14 protein-coding genes are annotated in these 19402 nt (G+C 70.8%); 3 read left to right on the top strand and 11 right to left on the bottom strand.

Annotated features, from left to right (window positions below; genetic code table 11):
* Window positions 1-594: 594 nt before the first annotated feature.
* Entirely contained in the window at window positions 595-2073 is a 1479-nt protein-coding gene (locus ACS5PM_RS14400; protein WP_439388332.1) for a choice-of-anchor tandem repeat GloVer-containing protein, read from the bottom strand.
* A 212-nt stretch (window positions 2074-2285) separates the two neighbouring features.
* Here ACS5PM_RS14400 and ACS5PM_RS14395 point away from each other — a divergent pair, with 212 nt between their 5' ends.
* On the top strand, window positions 2286-3806 hold the full coding sequence (locus tag ACS5PM_RS14395; protein WP_439388331.1) for a S8 family serine peptidase: 1521 nt from the start codon (window positions 2286-2288) through the stop codon (window positions 3804-3806).
* Between the two features lie 63 nt (window positions 3807-3869).
* Here ACS5PM_RS14395 and ACS5PM_RS14390 read toward each other — a convergent pair whose 3' ends face one another.
* The 3 genes from ACS5PM_RS14390 to ACS5PM_RS14380 all read right to left on the bottom strand — a co-directional run bounded on the left by ACS5PM_RS14390 (window position 3870) and on the right by ACS5PM_RS14380 (window position 8046).
* Window positions 3870-4814, bottom strand: a complete 945-nt coding sequence (locus tag ACS5PM_RS14390) for a hypothetical protein (RefSeq protein WP_439388330.1) — start codon at window positions 4812-4814, stop codon at window positions 3870-3872.
* Between the two features lie 470 nt (window positions 4815-5284).
* The gene (locus tag ACS5PM_RS14385; RefSeq protein WP_439388329.1) at window positions 5285-7549 is read right to left on the bottom strand and encodes a xanthine dehydrogenase family protein molybdopterin-binding subunit; all 2265 of its coding nucleotides are present in this window, start codon (window positions 7547-7549) and stop codon (window positions 5285-5287) included.
* A gap of 20 nt (window positions 7550-7569) precedes the next feature.
* Window positions 7570-8046 (bottom strand): (2Fe-2S)-binding protein, encoded by a 477-nt coding sequence (locus ACS5PM_RS14380; protein ID WP_439388328.1) that lies wholly within the window; start codon window positions 8044-8046, stop codon window positions 7570-7572.
* 173 nt (window positions 8047-8219) lie between these two features.
* Between ACS5PM_RS14380 and ACS5PM_RS14375 the strand changes: the two genes are divergently transcribed.
* Both ACS5PM_RS14375 and ACS5PM_RS14370 read left to right on the top strand, forming a co-directional pair.
* Window positions 8220-9170, top strand: a complete 951-nt coding sequence (locus ACS5PM_RS14375; RefSeq protein ID WP_439388327.1) for an AraC family transcriptional regulator — start codon at window positions 8220-8222, stop codon at window positions 9168-9170.
* A complete protein-coding gene (locus tag ACS5PM_RS14370; RefSeq protein WP_439388326.1) occupies window positions 9170-10435 on the top strand; it encodes a lytic murein transglycosylase in 1266 nt (421 codons plus the stop codon). The genes ACS5PM_RS14375 and ACS5PM_RS14370 overlap by 1 nt, the downstream gene beginning before the upstream one ends.
* A 3-nt stretch (window positions 10436-10438) precedes the next feature.
* Here the strand turns inward: ACS5PM_RS14370 and ACS5PM_RS14365 are convergent, their stop codons facing one another.
* From ACS5PM_RS14365 to kdpB, 7 genes are all read right to left on the bottom strand, one after another.
* On the bottom strand, window positions 10439-11164 hold the full coding sequence (locus ACS5PM_RS14365; RefSeq protein ID WP_439388325.1) for a substrate-binding periplasmic protein: 726 nt from the start codon (window positions 11162-11164) through the stop codon (window positions 10439-10441).
* 5 nt (window positions 11165-11169) lie between these two features.
* Window positions 11170-12045: a pirin family protein gene (locus ACS5PM_RS14360; protein ID WP_439388324.1), complete on the bottom strand. Its 876-nt coding sequence runs from the start codon at window positions 12043-12045 to the stop codon at window positions 11170-11172.
* Between the two features lie 121 nt (window positions 12046-12166).
* Window positions 12167-12859, bottom strand: coding sequence for a two-component system response regulator KdpE (kdpE, locus tag ACS5PM_RS14355; protein ID WP_439388323.1), 693 nt, complete (start codon window positions 12857-12859; stop codon window positions 12167-12169).
* Window positions 12856-15588 (bottom strand): DUF4118 domain-containing protein, encoded by a 2733-nt coding sequence (locus ACS5PM_RS14350; protein ID WP_439388322.1) that lies wholly within the window; start codon window positions 15586-15588, stop codon window positions 12856-12858. The genes kdpE and ACS5PM_RS14350 overlap by 4 nt, the downstream gene beginning before the upstream one ends.
* Window positions 15585-16550, bottom strand: coding sequence for a magnesium and cobalt transport protein CorA (locus ACS5PM_RS14345; RefSeq protein WP_439388321.1), 966 nt, complete (start codon window positions 16548-16550; stop codon window positions 15585-15587). The genes ACS5PM_RS14350 and ACS5PM_RS14345 overlap by 4 nt, the downstream gene beginning before the upstream one ends.
* Before the next feature lie 106 nt (window positions 16551-16656).
* On the bottom strand, window positions 16657-17298 hold the full coding sequence (kdpC, locus tag ACS5PM_RS14340) for a potassium-transporting ATPase subunit KdpC (protein WP_439388320.1): 642 nt from the start codon (window positions 17296-17298) through the stop codon (window positions 16657-16659).
* Window positions 17299-17322: 24 nt separating this feature from the next.
* Window positions 17323-19401, bottom strand: a complete 2079-nt coding sequence (gene kdpB / locus ACS5PM_RS14335) for a potassium-transporting ATPase subunit KdpB (RefSeq protein ID WP_439388319.1) — start codon at window positions 19399-19401, stop codon at window positions 17323-17325.
* Window position 19402: the final 1 nt, after the last annotated feature.

Genomic DNA, 19402 nt, shown 5'->3' with positions numbered 1-19402 from the left:
GGTCCGCGTCGAGTAGGTCTTCGTGTCCTGCGGGGTGAACTTGACCGACAGCGACTGGACGCCGACCTCGGGCTTGGACCCCGCCGGGGGCGTGTAGGTGAACGTGCCGGCAACGCTTGAGCTCGCGTTCAGCTGGGCCGTGCTGAGGGCGGTGCCCCAATCGATGGGTGCAGGGACAGGCCACGTGATCGGTGGCGAAAGGAGTGCAGGTGCAGGTGCAGGTGCGGGTGCAGGTGCGGGTGCAGGTGCGGGTGCAGGTGCGGATGCAGGTGCGGATGCAGGTGCAGGTGCCGATCCCAACGGCGTATCCGTGCCCGGGTCAGCGCCACCGCCGCAGGCAGACAGCACGAATGTACACAGCACAGCGCTCGCGACGGCGGCGCGTATCGGGAGTGGGCTTGGCAGGTTCATCGTCCGGATTCCGTTGCGTTTTCCGGGCGAGATTGTCTGGGCCGCGACAGAACAATCGATGAACAACGTGCACGCCGTTGGCGCGGCGAGACGCGATGCAACAGAAGGAAATATCTGCGCGATCCCGACGACACCAGGTCGTCTCGCGGGCGGCGAAAAGCAGGCTGGGTGCCCCCCGGCCTCTCAAGGATTGACGATCACCACCGCTCGCGTGCCCTGGCCTTGCACCGAGGCATAGATCCGGATGGTGGCGGGTGCGCCAATCTTCATGCTGTCGATCCGGAACTTGGCGCGGGTCTGGCCTTCCGGAACGGTCACGGTCGGCGGCACGGTGATCGCCCCGAAACCCGCGCTCAGCGTGACCACCGTCCCGCCGCCGGGCGCCGGCTTGAACAGGCTCACCTCGCCGCTCGCGCGGGTGCCGGACTGCATCTGGACGGGGGCCGAGATGGCCTGCAGCGAGCCGAGATCGTCGGGATCGATGCGGAAGATGGTGCCCCGCCCCTTCTTCCCGCCCAGCGCCGCGGTGCCGTAGAGCTTTCCGTCGGCGCCCTCGATGAGCCTGGCATTGGGAATGATGCCGTTGGGGACGTCGGGGTCGAAGGAATGCAGCACCCTCAGGTCTCCGTTCGGGGCGAGGCGGAACACGTCGCCCCCCTGGGGATCCAGCAATCCGCCGTGCTCGGCGGTGCCGTACAGATGCCCGGCGGCCGTCCGGGTGACGGGGAAGAACAGGCCCTTGCCGTCGGCCCCGTCGAAACGGTTGAGGTCGCTGACGAGGCCATCCTTCACCTGGAAGACCGAGCCCGCGCCGATATCGTCGGTGGCGTAGAGCGCGCCGTCCTGGGCCTGGATGGGGCCGCTGTGCGTCTGCCGGTTCGGCAGTTGGGCCACCACCTGGAAGCCGCTGCCGTCGGTCCCGATCTTCCACATCGTGCCCCCGCCGGCGGAGCCACCTTCGCGCGTCGTCCCGTACAGCGCGCCGTCGTTCGCCTGGAGCAGGTAGCCGTTCGGGAAGATCCCGTTCCCGTCCGCCAGCTGGAAGGAATGGAGGTACGTGATCTCGTGGGTCGCGGGGTCGAGCGAGAAAACCGTCCCGAAGCCGAGATGGTCGACGTCGCGGTAGTCCCCACCCAGCTCGGTGGTGCCATACAGCTTGCCGTCGCTGGCGAGGAGCATGCCGGGCTGCGGCCGGGCGCCGTCGCAGCACACGCTGCCATCGCCGAAGCGATGGTGGATCCGGAAATCCTCGCCGGTGGGCCACAGGCTGAACAGCACGCCGCCCCCGCCGCCATCCTGACGCCCGCCCAGCCGCGCCGCGCCATACAGCCGCCCGTCCGGCCCTTCCACCAGCCCGCTGGGGTAGTAGCCGTCGCGGGCCTTGAACACGTGCAGGCGTTGCAGCTGGCCGGTGGCGTCCAGTCGGAACAGGGTGCCGCAGCCGTCCGGCGGCAGGCAGCCGCTGCGGTCGCCGCCGGTGGAGGTCGCGCCATAGAAGTGACCGTCGGAGGCCAGCACCATGCCGGTGGGCGCCGTGCCGTCGTGGCCGTTGAAATGGTGCAGCACCTTCAGCGGGGCGGCCTGGGGACCGGCCCCTGCGAGAGCGAACAGGCCGGCGACAAGCCCGGCGGCCAAGAGACGGACCAGACGATGGCTAGGCATGGGACGCGACTCCTCAGTGGACGATCGACAGAGGCCGGTGCCCCAACCTTGATACATCCGCCCGGCGCTTCGGCACCGGGCGCGTCCCCCTGATGCGGCGCCCCCCTATCTCGAAGGCCCCTGCCTCGCAGGCTGCTTCGCCAGAATCGCCAGCACCCCAACCTGGCGCGGCGGCGCACGACGCCCTTGCGCACCACGAGGAGCCCCCGGCCATGAGCACGTCGCACCTGAAGCTTCATCGACTGGCGCTCGCCGCCGTGGCCGTGGCCTGCGGCTCGGCGCAGGCGGCGAAGATCAACGCCGACCTCGCCGCAGCGGCCGCCCGCGAAGGGCGCGTCGAGGCGCTCATCGTGCTGAAGGACCAGGCGACGCCGGCACAGGCGGCGCTCGATCGCGGCGCGGACTACAAGGCCCGCCGCCGCGCCCTGGTCGATGCGCTGCGCAGCCGGGCCGATGTCCAGCAGGCCGGCTTGCGAAGCTGGCTGCAGGCCCGCGGCATCGAGCACCAGCCCTTCTGGATCGCCAACGTCGTGCACGCCCGGCTCTCGTCCGACGACCTTGCCGCGCTCGCATCGCGCCAGGACATCAGTCGCGTGGAGCCGAACCCGACCATCGCGGTGGCGCTGCCCAAGGGGGGCGCGGGACGCGCGGGCGTGGCCCCGCAAGGGGCCGAGTCCGTCGCCTGGGGCGTGACCAAGATCAACGCGCCCCTGGTCTGGGCGGAGGGTTTCAACGGCCAGGGCGTGACCATCGCCGGCGAGGACACCGGCTACAAGTGGGACCACCCGGCCATCAAGCCGCAGTACCGTGGCTGGAACGGCAGCAGCGCCGACCACAACTACAACTGGCACGATGCCATCCACAGCCCGAACGGCAGCTGCCCCGCCGATTCGCAGCAGCCTTGTGATGACCACGGCCATGGCACCCACACGGCCGGCACCTTCGCCGGCGACGACCACGACACGCACCAGGTCGGCGTCGCGCCCGGGGCCAGGTGGATAGGCTGCCGCAACATGAATGCCGGCGCCGGCACGCCCGCCACCTACATCGAGTGCATGCAGTGGATGCTGGCGCCGACCGACCTGAAGAACCGGAACCCCGATCCGGACAAGGCGCCGGACGTGATCAGCAACTCCTGGACCTGCACCGAAGGCGAAGGCTGCACGGTCGGCAACGAAATCCAGCGGGCCGCGGCCAATCTCATCAGCGGCGGCATCCTGTTCGTCGCCGCCGCCGCCAACGACGGCCCGAACTGCAGCACCATCACCAACCCACCGGCGATCTACTCGGCCTCGTTCACGATAGGTGCGACCGACAGCAGCGACGCGCTGGCCGGCTTCTCCAGCCGCGGCCCGGTGATCGTCAGCCCGCGGCGCGACACGGCGCAGGTCAAGCCGGATGTCTCCGCCCCGGGCGTCAACGTCTTCTCCGCCTGGCCGCCGGCGACCTACACCAGCCTCAGCGGCACCAGCATGGCCACGCCGCACGTCGCCGGCGCCGCCGCCCTGCTGATGTCGGCCGTGCCCGAGCTGAAGGGCCATCCGAACAAGGTGGCGAAGCTGCTGCGCAAGACGGCCCGGACCGACGGCGTCACCGACCCCATCAACCAGACCTGCGGCGGCACCTCTCGCGACACCTGGCCCAACAACATGATCGGCTTCGGCCGCATCGACGTGTATGCGGCCTACCAGGCGGCGCTGAAGACGGCGGCGGAGCTGACGGACGAGCCTTGACGCCACGTCGCCCCGCGGCCTGCCCGCGGGGCGTGCGTTGAAGCGGCGGCGGCCGATGCCGCCTCACGGTTGAGGGACGCTCTCCAGGCATCGCCGCAAGCGCTCGTCGCCTCCCCAGGCCTCGAAGGCCGCGCGGGCCGCCGTGGCCAGGTCGTTTGCCCGGGCCTGGTCGAAGGCGACCGGCGGCCCGCCGAAGAACACCCACAGCACCGACTTGCCGTCGACCTGCCCGGCATACCGGTTGGCCAGCGTGATGTCGTCCGTCACCGCCAAGCCCGCCGCCTGGCGAGCAAGCGCAGGGCTGCCTTCGCCGATGCGCGGGCCGCCGTCGCCGACGACGAAGGGCACGGCCAGCTTCTTGTCGCGCCGGATCGCCACGCCGAAGCTGCCCATGGCGACCCCGGCCTTGACCAGTCCTCCCGGGACCACCGCGGAGGCCACGCGCAGTGGATTCACGTAGCGCCGCTGATCCGCCACGTCGGTGATGGACTTGTCGACCAGCGACGTCGGCGAGACGTAGAAGCCCGAGCCATCGCGCTGCAGCACGGGCTTGATGCCGGCGATCTTCTGGCCTCCCATCCTGGCTTCGCCGTCGGCCACGATGCCGTACCAGCGCACCACGCCGACCGACGGGTCGGCCCAGCCGGCCGCCTCGATGCGGGCCAGGTCGGTCATGAACCGGCCGGTGCACGTGGCCCCGGAGGAGGAGCCGTGGTAGCGGCTGCCGTCGGGCAGCACCACCTCGCCGCCGACGCACAGGTGCAGCACGGCACCCGCCTGCCGGTTCTGCCGGTGGTAGGCGCGGGCATAGCCATCGATGTTGATGTTCATGCCCGACCACGCGGCGAATCCACCTTCGGCCAGCCGCCACCCCTGCACGCCTGCGCCCCCTATGCCCGCCTGGGCCGAGGCGGCGCAGTCGGCACTGGCCATGGCCGAGCTCGCCAGCAGGAGCGACACCACGGCGATCAGGCCTGGCCATCGGCGAAAGGTCGAAAGGTGCTGCATGGTGCTTCTTTCCGTCAACCGGTGGTGCGCATGCTGCGCCCACTTGCGGTCACTTCCAAGCCTTTTGCCGTTCGCGTGGAACGCACCGGAGCCTGTGGAAGCCCTTTCGGACAGGGCCCTTCGACAGGCTCAGGGTGAACGGAGAAAAGGGTTCCGCTATTCCACCCTCCGTTGGGACCGAGCGCGACATCTGCATTCGGGACATGCGCGACATCTGCATTCGGGGCATGCGCGAGATCTGCATTCGGGGCATGCGCGAGATCTGCATTCGGCGCATGCGCGAGATCCACGTTCGGGCTGAGCACCACAGTCCGTTCGGGCTGAGCTTGTCGAAGCCCTGCGCACCCAGGCCCCTCGACCGGCCCAGGGTGAACGGACAGGCGAGATCCCGTGCCTCACCGCCACGTCGGGAAGGCAGCACCACCCTCCCGTTCGGGCTGAGCCTGTCGAAGCCCCTTGGACAGAAGCCCTCATGCCTTGAGGTTGAACGGCATCTCGCGCAAGGGCTTGCCGGTGAGCCTGACGATCGCATTCGCGAAGGCCGGCGCCAGCGGAGGCAGGCCGGGCTCGCCCATGCCCGTCGGCGCGTCGGCGCTGGGCACGATGTGGACGGCGATCCGAGGCATGTCCGGGATGCGCGGCACGGCGTAGTCGTAGAAGTTGTGCTGCTCGACCAGGCCGTCCTTCAGCGTGATGGCGGCACCGGGCAGGCACATGCCCAGGCCCATCACCGCCGCACCCTGCACCTGCGCCTCCACCGTCCGCGGGTTGACGGCAAAGTTGCAATGCACGCCAGCCGTCACCTCGTGCAGCACGGGCTTGCCATCCTTCACCGAAGCCTCCACCACATAGGCGACGACGGTGTTGAAGGACTCGTGCACCGCCACGCCCCAGGCGCGGCCGGCGGCGAGCTTCTTCTTGCCGTAGCCGCTCTTGTCGACGGCCAGTTGCAGCGCCGCCTTGTGGCGCGGATGCTCGCTGCCGATGAGCTTCATGCGGTAGGCGACCGGATCCTGCTTCGTCTGCCGCGCGATCTCGTCGACCAGCGTTTCCATCACGTAGGCCGTGTGCGTGGAGCCCACGCTACGCCACCAGAGCACCGGCACGTTGAGCTTGGGGTGATGCACGGTGAGCCGCATGGGCACGTCATAGGGCTCCTTCATGCCCTCGACCGCGGTGGCGTCGATGCCGTCCTTGACCATCATCGGCTCGAAGGGCGTGCCGCCCAGGATGGACTGGCCGACGATGACGTGGTCCCAGGCCAGCACGCGGCCCTGGTCGTCGAAGCCGATGCGGGCGCTGTGCAGGTGCATGGGGCGGTAGTAGCCGCCCTGGATGTCGTCCTCGCGGCTCCACAGCGTGCGGATGGGCACGGCGATGCCCGCGGCCTGCGCCGCCTTCGCGACCTGGCAGGCCTCGACGGTGTAGTCGCTGGTGGCGATGGCCCGCCGCCCGAAGCCGCCGCCGGCCATCTGCACATGCACCTGCACGTTCTGCGGCTGCAGCCCCAGCACCTTGGAAGCCGCCAGGCCATCGAGCCCCGGCATCTGCGAGCCCATCCACAGCTCGGCCTTGTCGCCCTGGACATGCACGGTGCAGTTCAGCGGCTCCATCGGCGCATGCGCCAGGTAGGGGAAGACGAATTCCGCCTCGATGCGGTGCGGCGCCTTGTCCAGGCCAGACACGTCCGCATCGAACTTGCGTGCGCCGGGTTGGCCGACGAGCGCGCGGTACTGGGCCAGCTGCTTCGCACTGTCGACCTTCTCGACCGCGGCCAGGTCCCACTCGGCCTTGAGCGCATCGCGCCCCTGCTTGGCGGGCCAGTAGCCCTCGGCCACGATGGCCACGCCTTCGCCGCCGCGGTCGACCGGCACGCGCAGCACGGCCTTCACGCCGGGGATGGCCTTGGCCGCGCTGTCGTCGACCGACTTCAGCTTGGCGCCGAACACCGGCGGCCGCGCCACCACCGCAGTCAGCATGCCGGGCAGGCGCGTGTCTATGCCGTAGGCCTGGCGGCCGCTGCTCTTGGCCGGCGCGTCGATGCGGGTGGTGGGATGGCCGATGAGGCGGAAGTCCTTCGGGTCCTTCAGCGCCACCGTCTCGGGCACCGGCAACGCCATCGCAGCTTCGGCCAGCTCGCCGTAGCCGAGCTGCTGGCCGCCGGGGCCGATGACCATGCCGTTGCGCGTCTTCAGCGTGGACGCATCGACCTTCCAGCGCTGGGCGGCCGCGGCCACCAGCATTGCGCGCGACCTGGCCCCGAGCTCGCGGTACTGGGTGTAGCTGTGCGCTATGGAGCCGGAGCCGCCGGTCAGGTGCATGCCGAACACCGGGTCGACGTAGGCCGGATCGTTGCTGCCGTGGGTGCTGCGGACCTTGGACCAATCCGCATCGAGCTCCTCGGCCAGGATCATCGGCAGCGCGGTCTGCACGCCCTGGCCGAAGTCGAGCCGGTTGATGGTCACGGTGACCGTACCGTCGCGCGCGATCTGCACGAAGGCCGAAGGCTGCTGGAAGGGCTTCAGGCCGGCGGGCGCGGCCGGCGCTGCCGCGCCTTGCGCCGCGGCCCCCAGCGGGAAGGCGCCGAGGGCGAAACCGCCGCTGGCGGCGGCCGCGCCGAGCTTGAGGAAACTGCGGCGGGCGATGCCGGGGGTTGGCGCGCCGGCTTCACGCTCGAAGATGGCGCGCAGGGCCTTGGGCAGTTCGGCCGCGGCGAGGGTGGATTCGAAGTTCATGGTTCTTTCCTCCTGCGGCTTCAGGCGATGGCCCGGGCGGCGTCGCTCACGGCCGCACGGATGCGGGCATAGGTGCCGCAGCGGCAGATGTTGCCGGCCATGGCGGCGTCGATCTCGGCCTCGGTGGGCTTCTTGCCCTTGGGCAGCGACTTCAGGAAGGCGGTGGCCGACATGATCTGCCCGCTCTGGCAGTAGCCGCACTGCGCCACGTCGTGCTTCACCCAGGCCTCGTGCACCGCGCGGCCGACCTTGTCGTGGCCGTCGGTGACGTACTCGATGGTGCTCACCTTGCGGCCCGCGGCGGCGGAGATGGGCGTCACGCAGGAGCGGGTGGCCGCACCGTCGAGATGCACGGTGCACGCGCCGCACTGGGCCGCGCCGCAGCCGAACTTCGTGCCTTGCAGCCCGAGCGAGTCGCGCAGGGCCCACAGCACCGGCGTGGCGGGGTCGATGTCGAGCCGCTCGTCGCGGCCGTTGACGTTCAGGGTGGTGGTCATGGTGGGTCCTCCTGAGGGCTGGTGATCCGTCGCGGGGCAGTGTCGGTCGGCAGGGCTTGGGGCGTTAGCCTGAAGCTGCGAGTTGTTTGCCTGATCGTCCGGGGCGTGGGAGCGATCGGCAACAAGGCGTAGACCGCTGGACTAGGATGGCGCCTTCCTTCGAAGGAGACCCGATGCTGCAGCGAGTCAGCGACCCGCCGGCCGACGCCGCGCGCATGGAGGGCGCCCGCCGCGCGCTCGCCGAGGCCATCGTCCGCCTCGCACCCGATGGCGAACCGCGCCGCCCGCAGGCGCTGCCGTCATTGCTGATGATCCGCAGCAGCAGCCGCAGCGGCCCGGTCTGCGGCATGTACGAGCCGGGTGTCGCGCTCATCGTGCAGGGCCGCAAGGAGGTGCTGCTGGGATCCGACCGCATCATCTACGGCCCGCACGACGTGCTGATGAGCGCCCTGAATCTCCCCGCGGTGGCGCAGGTGCTCGATGCCAGTCCCGAGCGGCCCTACCTGGCCTTGATGCTGCGGCTGGATCCGCACGAGATCGCCCGCCTGATGGTCGACGGCCACGTGCCGCCGCCGAAGCCCCAGGCCCACGCCCGCGCGATGGGCACCAGTGGCCTGACCTGGCCCTTGCTGAACGCCTTCCAGCGCCTGGTGGAGCTGCTCGACGAGCCCGAGTCGGCGGCCGCACTCGCCCCACTGATCCAGCGCGAAATCCTCTATCGCCTGCTGACCAGCGAACATGGCGAACGCCTGCGCCAGATCGGCACTGCGGGCACCCAGAGCCACCACATCGGCCGGGCGATCGACTGGCTGCAGACCCACTTCGCGCAGCCGCTGCGCGTGGAGGACCTGGCGAGCCATGCGCGCATGAGCGTCTCGACCTTCCACCACCACTTCCGCGCCCTCACCGCGATGAGCCCGCTGCAGTACCAGAAGTGGCTGCGCCTGAACGAGGCTCGGCGCCTGATGCTGGCCGAGCGGCTGGACGCCTCCACCGCCGCCTTCCGCGTCGGCTACGAGAGTGCCTCGCAGTTCAGCCGCGAGTACAGCCGACAGTTCGGCGCGCCGCCGATGCGGGACATCGCCGGCCTGCGGCGCGAGCCGCAGCCGGTGGCGGAGGCCTGATGACGAGCCGGATCGCCTTCACGCTCGTCGTGCTCGCCGGCCTGGCCAGCTGCGCCACCGAGACTTCCGTGCCCGCGCCGCCCGCCGCTGCGAGCGCAGCCGCAGCCGGCTCCGAAGACGGCCCGCAGCGCCGCTTCGCCGACTGGGTGGCCGCCCTGCGCGAGAGCGCCCGCGCCGCGGGCATCGACGAGGCCACCCTGCACCTGGCGCTCGACGACGTGCACTACCTGCCGCAGCTCATCGAGCGCGACCGCGCCCAGCCCGAGTTCACGCGCACGCCCTGGGCCTACCTCGACAGCGCCGTGTCGGCGCCGCGCATCACGCTGGGCCAGGACAAGCTCGCGCAGGTCCGCGAAGAAGCCGCCGCCGCCGCGGCGCGCCATGGCGTCCCGCCGTCCATCGTGGTGGCCATCTGGGGCATCGAGAGCAACTACGGCAGCCAGTACGGCGACATCCCGACCATCGACGCGCTGGCCACACTCGGCTTCGAGGGACGGCGCGAGAAATGGGCACGCGGCGAGCTGATCGCGGCGATGAAGATCCTGCAAGGCGGCGACATCGGGCGCGAGCGCATGGTCGGCTCCTGGGCCGGTGCGATGGGGCAGACGCAATTCCTGCCCTCGGTCTTCCTGGCGTATGCGGTCGATGCCGATGGCGACGGCAGGCGCGACATCTGGGGCAGCATGGCCGACGTCGTCTCGTCGACCGCCAACTTCCTCGCCCGGTCGGGCTGGCGTGCCGGCGAGCCGTGGGGCGTCGAGGTGCAGCTGCCGCCGGGCTTCGACGTCGGCCGGGCCGATGGCATGCTGCGGCAGCCCGCCGCGCAGTGGGCGGCCGAGGGCGTGCGGGCCATGGGCGATGCCACGCTGCCCGAGATCGCCGACGGCGCCATCCTGCTGCCGGCCGGCGCCCGCGGGCCGGCCTTCCTCGTCGGGGCCAACTTCCGCACCCTGCTGCGCTACAACAACTCGGTGAACTACGCGCTGGCGGTGGGCGTGCTTTCGCAAAGGCTCGAAGGCGGCCCCGGCGTGCAGGCCGCGTGGCCGCGCGAGCTGCCGCCGATCTCGCGCACCCAGGTCCTGCAGATGCAGGAGACCCTCGCCCGGCGCGGCTTCGACAGCGGCCCGGCCGACGGGGTGATGGGCCCGGCGACGCGCGATGCCTTGCGCCGTTACCAGCGCAGCGCCGGCCTGCCGCCGGACGGCTATCCCACGCCGGAGCTGATGGACCGCCTGCTGGAGCCCGGCGATTCGCCCCCGCGTTGAGGCTCAGGGCGCGTCCGCCGCGATCGCCTTGTTCAAGCGCTCGATCAGCTCGTCCGGCGTGGCCTTGCTGCAAAGGATGTGGCGGCGCTCGCCGGGCGGCAGGTCGGCGAAGCGGACCACCTTCAACGGATAGGGCAGGCGGGCCTCGTGCTCGGCCTGCTCGAGCAGGTAGCTCGCCTCCTCTTCCGCCGCGAACATCAGGCTGGCGCGATGGGCGGCGATCATGTTGGCCATCGCCAGGTTCTCGGCACTGGTCACCACCCGCTCCGGCCGGATCTGCAGCAGCAGCTGGTCGATCACCGCGCCGTAGGAGAAGCCATCCTTGATCAGGACGCTCGTGCCGGGCTGGCGCAGCGTCCCGGCCAGAGTCTCGGCCGGCAGGTAATCGGTGCGGGCCAGCGCCACGGTCGGCCGGTCCCGGTAGATGGGCTGCGTGAACTTGAAATGATGCTCCCGCTCGGCGTTCCTCAACCAGCCCACGGCACAGGCCGGGTGGACGCTGTCCTTCAGCGTGACGAGCTGGCGCATCGTGGGCAGCGAGACCCATCGGAAGCGGATGCCTGCGGCCCTGAAGGCCTGGGCCGCCGGCGTCGCGGTGAGCCCGGCCACCTCGTCGCCGCCCGGCGACGCGACCATGTACGGCGGACGATCGAACCAGTACAGCTCGATGGGCTCGGCCGCCTGGGCAGGCGCCACGGCTGCCAGCGTCCAGGCGAGCCAGCTGCGCATGAGGCTCACACCCCGGGATGCAGCGGGCGCGGCGGCATCAGCAACGCGCCCTGCTCGCCCGGGATCTTGTCGAAGCCGCCCTGGGACCAGCGCTCGGCCGCCTGCTCGATCAGCGCCCGGTCGCTGGCGACGAAGTTCCACCAGATCACCCGCGGCGGCAAGGCCATGCCGCCGACGACCACCACCCGCGTGGCCAGCGCGGAGCGCAGCGTGGCGCCTTCGGCCCCTTCGACCAGTGCCATCTCGCCTTCGGGCAGCACCTCGCCGTCGAGCTCCATGCATTCGAGCGGGCTGTACACAGCCATTTCGTCGGCCAGGCGCGGCAGCGTCCAGGGCAGGCCTGCCGGCAACTCGATGTCGAGGTAGAGCGTGGGCGAGGAGGTGGCCACCGGGGACTCGACGCCGAAGGCCCGGCCCAGCAGCACGCGCACCGTCGCGCCGTCGAGTTCCAGCTGCGGTATGGCCTCGGCCGCGACGTGCTGGAACGAAGGTTCGGCCTGCTCCGCCTCGTCGGGCAGCGCGACCCAAAGCTGCAAGCCGTGCATCCTTCGTGGCTGCCCGCGTTTCGCATCAGGCGTGCGCTCGCTGTGGACGATGCCGCGCCCGGCGGTCATCCAGTTCACCGCGCCGGGTCGGATCTCCTGTACCGTGCCCAGGCTGTCGCGGTGCATGAAAGCGCCCTCGAAAAGGTAGGTGACCGTGGCCAGCCCGATGTGCGGGTGCGGGCCGATGTCGGTGTCGGCCTCGGCCGGCAGCGTCACCGGCCCGAAGTGGTCGAAGAAGACGAAGGGCCCTACCGATCGGCGGGCCGCCACCGGCAAGGCGCGCCGGACCTGCAAGCCACCGGCCAGGTCGGTCACGCGGGGTGTCCATCGTTGCATGCTGTGCCCCTTGCTCTAGCACGCCCTGCGCGATGTCGGGCGCGGGGCAAAGAGTAGCCGATCAGCGTGAGGCTCCGGCACCCGGTCGATGAGCCCCTGCAGGCGCCCGCGCGATGGCGGTTCAGCGCACGAAGCGGTAGCCGACCCCGGCCTCGGTGACGAGGTGGCGCGGCAACGAGGGATCGGCCTCGATCTTCTTGCGCAGGTTGGCCATGTGCACCCGCACGTAGTGGGTGTCCTCGGCGTGGCCGGGCCCCCAGACGGCCTTGAGCAGCTGGCGGTGGGTGATCACCCGGTCGGGCTGCGCCGCGAGATGCGTGAGCAATCGGTACTCGATGGGCGTGAGGTGCAGCACCTCGCCGGCGCGTTCGACGTGGCGGCGCGCCAGATCGACGCGCACCTCGCCGAAGGCCACCACGGACTCGCCCGCTGGTGTTTGCTGCGCATGCCGGCGCAGTTGCGCTCGCACGCGAGCCAGCAACTCGGCGGCGCCGAAAGGCTTGACGAGGTAATCGTCGGCACCGGCGTCCAGCGCCTGGACCTTGTCGGCCTCGGCCGAGCGGGCCGACAGCACGATCACCGGGATCGAGGACCAGCCGCGCAGGCCGCGGATCACGTCGACGCCGTCGCCATCGGGCAGGCCGAGGTCCAGCACCAGCAGGTCCGGCCGGCGGGTGCCGGCCTCGATCAGCGCGCGCTGCACGCCCTCGGCCTCGAAGACCTCGTGGCCCTCGCTCTCCAGGGCCAGGCGAACGAAGCGCCGGATGTCCGCCTCGTCCTCGACGACCAGCACGCGCATCGGATGCTCGTTCATGCCTTGCTCGATTCCTCCAGGGCCTGCAGGGACCCGTCGTCGCTCGGCGGCTCGCCGCGCGGCAGCACGATGGTGAAGCGGGCACCGCTGCCGCCGTCCGGATCGTGCCGGGTCTCGCCGCGGATGCCGCCCCCATGGGCCTGCAGGATGGCGCGGCAGATCGCCAGGCCCAGGCCGACGCCGGGCGTGGCGCTTTCCTTGCGGCCGCGCTCGAACTTCTCGAAGATGGCCTCCTCGCGGCCACGCGGCAGGCCCGGGCCGTGGTCTTCGACGTGCACCAGCACGTGGTCGGTGTCGGCCAATGCACTGATCTCCAGGGGCGAGCCGGCCGGGGTGTACTTGGCGGCGTTCTCCAGCAGGTTGACGAAGACGCGCTCGATCAGCGTCGCGTCCAGGTGCAGCAGCGGCAGGTCGTCGGCCAGCTTCACCCGCACCGGCCGGCCGGCCAGCGCCGGGCCCATGGCGGCGAGCGCACTGCCGATCACCTCCTCCAGCGGCTGCCACTGGCGGTTGAGCTGCACCGCGCCCGCCTCCAGCCGCGCCATGTCCAGCAGGTTGGCCACCAGCGCGTTCATCCGCAAGGCCGACTGGCGCATGGCGGCGGCCATCTCCAGCTGCGCCTCGGGCAGCGCCGGCCTCGACAGGACCAGCGAGTCGGCCAGGCCCACCATCGCCGCCAGCGGCGTGCGCAGGTCGTGCGAGATGGCCGACAGCAGCGAGTTGCGCAGGCGCTCGGATTCCATCTGCAGCGTGCTCTGCTGCGCGACATCGATGTAGTGGATGCGCTCCAGCGAAATGGCGATCAGCGAGGCGCAGGTGTCGAGCACGCGGCGCTGCTCGGGCCCCCACAGGCGTGGGCCGCCGGCGGCGGCGTTCGGCTCGATGGCGAGCACGCCGCGCAAACGCATCGGTGCCTTCAGCGGCAGCACCAGGCAGCCGCTGGCGGGCAGCGTGTCGGTGCCCCGGCCGGCCGGCTCGCCGCGGTCGAAGGCCCACTGGGCCACCCCCATGTCGACGGCCGCGGTGGCGCCGGGCGCGAGCTGCAGGCGGTCGTGCCCATCGGCCACCAGCAGGGCGCTCCTGGCGCTGAACTCGGCGTCGAGGAAGCGCGCGCCGATCTCCGCCACCTGGTCGCTCAGCAAGGCACCGCAGAGGTCGCGCGACATCTCGTACAGGCCGCGCACCCGGTGCTCGCGCTGGGTCGCGGCTTCGGCCTGCACCTTCAGGCCGGCCGTGAGCTGGCCCACGACCAGCGCCACCACCAGCATCACGCCGAAGGTGACCAGGTACTGCACATCGCTGACCGCGAAGCTGAAGCGCGGCGGAACGAAGAAGAAGTCGAACAGGCCCACGCCCACGAAGGCCGCCAGCACCGCCGGACCGCGGCCCCAGACCAACGCGATGCCGATCACCGCCAGCAGGAACAGCATCACGATGTTGGTCAGCTCCAGCACGCCCAGCAGCGGCGTGGCGACCAGCGCGATCACGGCGCACACGGCGACCGCCGCAGCGTAGCCGCGCCAGTCATGGTCGACCTCGGCGGTGCGCACTTCATCCGCGCCCGGCCGCGGGGCGCCGGCGGCCGGCAGGGCGACCTGCAACACGTCGAGGTCGTCGGCCCGCGCCGCCACCTGGTCGGCCAGCGAGCGCTGCCAGGGCCAGTGCGACGCCCGCGCCATGCGGCCCATCACCATCCGGGCCAGGTTGTGCTCGCGGGCGTATCGCACCAGGGCCGTGCCGGCATCGGGCGCGGCCAGCGTGGCGGTGGTGGCGCCGAGTTCATGGGCGAGCTTGAGCACCCGCAGCACGTGCTCGCGCCCCGCCTCCGTCAGCCTTTGCTCGGCCGGCGTCTCCACATGCACCGCATGCCAGGCGACGTCGAGCTGGGACGCCAGGCGCGCGCAGGCGCGAACCACCTTTTCGGCGTGCTCGCCGGACCCGACGCAAGCCAGCAGCGCCTCGCGGGTGGCCCACACCCGGGAGGTGGCGCTCTGGCGGCGGTAGGCCTGCATCTCGTCGTCGACCCGGTCGGCGGTGCGGCGCAGTGCCAGCTCGCGCAATGCCAGGAGGTTGCCTTTGCGGAAGAAGTTCTTCGCCGCCCGTTCCGCCTGCTGCGGCAGGTAGACCTTGCCCGCGGCGAGACGCTGCAGCAGCTCGTCCGGCGGCAGGTCGACCACCACCACCTCGTCGGCCTCGTCGAAGATGCGGTCGGGCACCGTCTCCCAGACGCGGATGCCGGTGATGCCGCTGACGATGTCGTTCAGGCTCTCCAGGTGCTGCACGTTCATCGTCGACCAGACGTCGATGCCGGCGTCCAGCAGCTCCTGCACGTCCTGCCAGCGCTTGGGGTGGCGGGAGCCGGGCGCGTTGCTGTGCGCCAGCTCGTCCAGCAGGACCAGCGGATGGGCTTGCTCGCGCGCCCAGGCCAGTGCGGCGTCGAGGTCGAACTCCTGCAGCGTGCGATCGCGGTAGGGCACGGCCCGGCGCGGCAGCAGCGGCAGGTCGCGCGCCAGGGCCTCGGTCTCGCTGCGGCCGTGCGTCTCGACCAGGCCGACGATGAGGGCCGCGCCGGCCGATTGCGCTGATCGCGCCGCCAGCAGCATCGCGTAGGTCTTGCCCACGCCGGCCGAAGCGCCGAAAAAGATCTTCAGCCTGCCGCGGGCCTCGCGAGCCTCCTCGGCCCTCACGCGCTGCAACAACGCGTCGGGGTCGGGGCGATCTGCAATCACAACCACCCCGCCTTGCGAAAACGCCAGAACAGGAATCCGCCGGCCCCGGCGATGAGGCCCAGCGCCAGCGGATAGCCGTAGGCCCACTTCAGCTCGGGCATGTGCTCGAAGTTCATGCCCCAGATGCCCGCCAGCGCGGTGGACACCGCGAAGATCGCCGCCCAGGCGGCCAGGCGCTTGGTGGTCTCGGACTCCTCGATCGTCACCAGCGACAGGTTGACCTGGATCGCCGTGCCTATGGTGTCCCGGATGCCGTCGATGGCGCCGTTGATGCGGGCCAGGTGATCGTGCACATCGCGGAAGTACTCCTGGCTGGCGACGCACACCTCGGGCACGCGGCCGCCGTGCAGCTTGGCCGCGGCCTCCAGCAAGGGCGCGACCGCATGGCGCAGCACGGTGGCGCGGCGCTTGAGCGCATACAGCCGCTCGATGTTCCAGCGGGCCGCGTTGTGCACGAAGATCTGGGATTCGATCTCGTCCAGCTCGGTCTCGATGCCGTCCAGCAGCGGGAAGTAGCGATCCACCACGGCATCCATCAGGGCGTAGAACACGAAGCCGGCGCCATGGCGCAACAGCTGCGGCTCGCGTTCGCAGCGTTCCCGCACGCCCAGGAAATGCTGGCTGCTGCGGTTGCGCACCGACAGCACGAAGTTGCGGCCGACGAAGACATCGACCTCGCCGACGCGCAGCTCGCCGCCCTCGAACTCCAGCAGGTGCATCACCATGAAGAGCGTGTCGCCGAACTCCTCCAGCTTGGGCCGCTGATGGCCGTGGCGCGCATCCTCGACGGCGAGCTCGTGCAGGCCGAACTCCACCTGCATCTGCGCGAGCTCTTCGTCGGTGGCATCGCGCAGCGCCACCCAGACGAAGCAGCCGGTGCGTTGCAGGTAGTCGCTGATCTCCTCGACGCCCAGGTCGGCGACGCGGCGGCCATCCTGGTAGGCGACACAGTTGATCAGCATGGGCGGGCAGCACCGGACATCGGCCGCTCATCTTCGCACGGCGCCATGCCGGCGAGGCCCCGGCCGGCGGCTCGGCATGAAGGGGGATAGAACGAGCCGGTGACGATCACGGCCGGGCGGGCAAAGCGTCCAGCGCCAGGTTCAACTCGAGCACGTTGACCCGCGGCTCGCCGAGGAAGCCGAGCCAGGGCGTCCGGGTGTTCTGGTCTATCAGCTGGCGCACCTGCGCTACGGAAAGCCCACGCACGCGGGCCACCCGCGCCGCCTGGTAGTCGGCCGCGGCGCGGCTCATCTCCGGGTCCAGGCCGCTGCCGGAGGCGGTGACGAGGTCGATCGGCACCGGCGCCGTGTTGCCCGGGTCGGCCGCGCGAAGCGCCTCGATGCGCGCCTTCACCGCGTCATGCAGCGCCGGGTTGCTCGGGCCGAGGTTGCTGCCCGTCGAAGCGCCGGCGTTGTAGGCCATGGGCGCGGTGGCCGACGGGCGGCCCCAGAAGTGCCGGGGGTCGCCGAAGGCCTGGCCGATCAGCGACGACCCGATGACCTGGCCGCCGGCGTCGCGCACGAGGCTGCCGTTGGCCTGGTCGGGGAACACGGCCTGCGCCACGCCGGTGGTGAGCAGCGGATAGGCCAGGCCCGTGATGAGCGACAACACGACGAACAGCGTGACGGCCGGCCGCAGCAGGCCCTCCAGGGGCGTGGATTCGGCCGAGGCCTCGGCCTGGGCGAGGGAGGTGAGGGAGGTACGCATGGATGACTCCTGGATGAAGCCGCGTCAGGCCAAATGCAGCGCGACCAGCAGCGCGTCGATCAGCTTGATGCCGATGAAGGGCACGATCACGCCGCCCAGGCCATAGACAGCCAGGTTGCGGCGCAGCAGCACCGCCGCCCCGACGGCGCGGTAGGGCACGCCCTTCAGGGCCAACGGGATCAGCGCGACGATGATCAGCGCGTTGAAGATCACTGCCGAAAGAATGGCCGAGGCCGGGCTGGCGAGCTTCATCACGTTCAGCGCCTGCAACTGAGGGAAGGTGGTGACGAAGGCCGCCGGGATGATGGCGAAGTACTTGGCGACGTCGTTGGCGATCGAGAAGGTGGTCAAGGACCCGCGCGTCATCAGCATCTGCTTGCCGGTCTCGACGATCTCGATCAGCTTGGTCGGGTTGGAGTCGAGGTCGACCATGTTGCCGGCCTCCTTCGCCGCCTGGGTGCCGGTGTTCATCGCCACCGCCACGTCGGCCTGGGCCAGGGCCGGCGCGTCGTTGGTGCCGTCGCCCGTCATCGCGACCAGGCGACCCGCCGCCTGGTGATCGCGGATGAGCTTGAGCTTGGCCTCGGGCGTTGCCTCGGCGAGGAAATCGTCGACCCCCGCCTCGGCGGCGATCGCGGCCGCGGTCAGGCGGTTGTCGCCGGTCACCATCACCGTCTTGATGCCCATGCGGCGCAGCTCGGCGAAGCGCTCCTTGATGCCGCCTTTCACGATGTCCTTCAGCTCGATCACGCCGAGCACGCGGGCGCCGTCGGCCACCACCAGCGGCGTGGAGCCGCGGCGCGCGACGTCGTCGACCTGGGCCTGCAGCGCCGCGGGGAAGACACCGCCGAGCACCTCGACGTGCCTGCGCACGGCGTCGGACGCGCCCTTGCGCACCTGGCGTGCGGCCTGGACGCCCATGGCGGGCAGGTCGACACCGCTCATGCGCGTCTGGGCCGAGAAGTGGATGAAGTGCGCCTGGATCGCGGCCAGGTCACGCTCGCGCAGCTTGAACTTCTGCTTGGCCAGCACCACGATGCTGCGGCCCTCGGGCGTCTCGTCGGCCAGCGAGGCGAGCTGTGCGGCGTCCGCCAGCTCGGCCTCCTTCACGCCCGGCGCGGGCAGGAAGGCCGCGGCCTGCCGGTTGCCCAGCGTGATGGTGCCGGTCTTGTCCAGCAGCAGCACGTCCACGTCACCCGCGGCCTCCACCGCGCGGCCGGAGGTGGCGATGACGTTGGCCTGCATCATGCGGCTCATGCCCGCGACCCCGATCGCCGACAGCAGCCCGGCGATGGTGGTAGGAATCAGGCACACCAGCAGCGCGATCAGCACCAGCAGGCTCACCGGCTGGCCGGCCCCCGCGGCCTCGACGCTGAAGCGCGACATCGGCATCAGCGTCACCACCACGCCGAGGAACACGATGGTCAGCGCGACCAGCAGGATGGTCAGCGCGATCTCGTTGGGCGTCTTCTGCCGCTTGGCGTTCTCGACCATGGCGATCATGCGGTCGACGAAGGTCTCGCCGGGGTTCACGGCGACACGCGCGACGATCCAGTCCGACAGCACCCGCGTGCCGCCCGTGATGGCGGAGAAGTCGCCGCCAGACTCGCGGATGACCGGGGCCGATTCGCCGGTGATGGCGCTCTCGTCGACCGAGGCCACGCCTTCGATCACCTCGCCGTCGGCCGGGATGACGTCGCCCGCCTCGACCAGCACCACGTCGCCCTTGCGCAGGCCGTCGGCCTCCAGCGGGAGCCACTTGATGTCCTGGCGCGGCCGGCCGGGAGTGAAGCTCTCCAGCTTCTTGGCCCAGGTCTTGCGCTTCAGGCCTCGCAGGCTCGCGGCCTGCGCCTTGCTGCGGCCCTCGGCCAGCGCCTCGGCGAAGTTGGCGAACAGCACGGTGAACCACAGCCAGGTCGTCACCCCGAGGGTGAAGGCATCCGGCGTTCGCAGCGACAGCAGCGTGGTGAAGATGCTGCCGACATAGACGACGAACATCACCGGGTTGCGCCACTGCACCTGGGGCGCGAGCTTCTTGAAGGAGTCGACCAGCGCCGGCTTGAGCAGCACGGGGTCGAACAGGGGCAATTGCTTCTTGCTCATG

It is taken from the genome of Ideonella flava (genome assembly GCF_051857595.1).
Lineage (GTDB): Bacteria > Pseudomonadota > Gammaproteobacteria > Burkholderiales > Burkholderiaceae_C > Ideonella.
The sequence above is the reverse complement of the archived record's forward strand: the minus strand, read 5'-3'. Positions and strand labels throughout refer to the sequence as shown.

Coding starts and splice junctions, on each gene's coding strand:
- kdpC (WP_439388320.1), bottom strand. CDS start 17,298: ATGCGTACCTCCCTCACCTCCCTCGCCCAGGCCGAGGCCTCGGCCGAA.
- ACS5PM_RS14400 (WP_439388332.1), bottom strand. CDS start 2,073: ATGCCTAGCCATCGTCTGGTCCGTCTCTTGGCCGCCGGGCTTGTCGCC.
- ACS5PM_RS14380 (WP_439388328.1), bottom strand. CDS start 8,046: ATGACCACCACCCTGAACGTCAACGGCCGCGACGAGCGGCTCGACATC.
- ACS5PM_RS14370 (WP_439388326.1), top strand. CDS start 9,170: ATGACGAGCCGGATCGCCTTCACGCTCGTCGTGCTCGCCGGCCTGGCC.
- ACS5PM_RS14365 (WP_439388325.1), bottom strand. CDS start 11,164: ATGCGCAGCTGGCTCGCCTGGACGCTGGCAGCCGTGGCGCCTGCCCAG.
- kdpB (WP_439388319.1), bottom strand. CDS start 19,401: ATGAGCAAGAAGCAATTGCCCCTGTTCGACCCCGTGCTGCTCAAGCCG.
- ACS5PM_RS14395 (WP_439388331.1), top strand. CDS start 2,286: ATGAGCACGTCGCACCTGAAGCTTCATCGACTGGCGCTCGCCGCCGTG.
- ACS5PM_RS14385 (WP_439388329.1), bottom strand. CDS start 7,549: ATGAACTTCGAATCCACCCTCGCCGCGGCCGAACTGCCCAAGGCCCTG.
- ACS5PM_RS14345 (WP_439388321.1), bottom strand. CDS start 16,550: ATGCTGATCAACTGTGTCGCCTACCAGGATGGCCGCCGCGTCGCCGAC.
- kdpE (WP_439388323.1), bottom strand. CDS start 12,859: ATGAACGAGCATCCGATGCGCGTGCTGGTCGTCGAGGACGAGGCGGAC.
- ACS5PM_RS14375 (WP_439388327.1), top strand. CDS start 8,220: ATGCTGCAGCGAGTCAGCGACCCGCCGGCCGACGCCGCGCGCATGGAG.
- ACS5PM_RS14360 (WP_439388324.1), bottom strand. CDS start 12,045: ATGCAACGATGGACACCCCGCGTGACCGACCTGGCCGGTGGCTTGCAG.
- ACS5PM_RS14390 (WP_439388330.1), bottom strand. CDS start 4,814: ATGCAGCACCTTTCGACCTTTCGCCGATGGCCAGGCCTGATCGCCGTG.